The organism is Actinocorallia aurea (assembly GCF_054783995.1).
In genome coordinates, this window is the sequence record NZ_BAAGPQ010000038.1 from 248,432 (window position 1) to 248,987 (window position 556).

Annotated in this window: 1 protein-coding gene; it reads left to right on the plus strand. The window is 68.0% G+C overall.

Annotated elements, in window-relative coordinates:
- Nucleotides 1–170: 170 nt before the first annotated feature.
- The coding region (locus tag ACYVOM_RS39540) for a hypothetical protein (protein WP_460308757.1) at nt 171–556 on the plus strand (386 nt) is incomplete at its 3' end.

The window sequence follows — 556 nt, forward strand, 5'->3', positions numbered from 1 at the left end:
ACGCAGGTGAGATAGGCCGGGCCGAGACCCTCGCACGCACCATCACCGACCCCAGAGAGCAAGCATGGGCGCTGAGCAGGCTGGTCCGGGCACTGGCTGACGTGGGTGAGATGGGCCGGGCCGAGACCCTCGCATGCACCATTACCGACCCCAGGCGACAAGCGTCGGCGTTGAGCAGCCTGGTCCGGGCGCTAGCCAACGCAGGTGAGATAGGCCGGGCCGAGACCCTCGCACGCACCATCACCGACCCCAGGCAACAAGCGTCGGCGCTGAGCGGGCTGGTCGGGTCGCTGGTCGATGCGGGTGAGATGGGCCGGGCTCTGCTGATCGCCACTGAAGCCGAGACCCTCGCACGCACCATCACCGACCCCAGAGAGCAAGCGTCGGCGCTGAGCAGGCTGGTCCGGGCACTGGCTGACGTGGGTGAGATGGAGCGGGCTCTGCTGATCGCCACTGAAGCCGAGACCCTCACACGCACCATCACCAAACCCTGGGAGGAAGCGTGGGCGTTGAGCAGCCTGGTCCGGGTGCTGGTCGACGTGGGTGAGATGGAGCG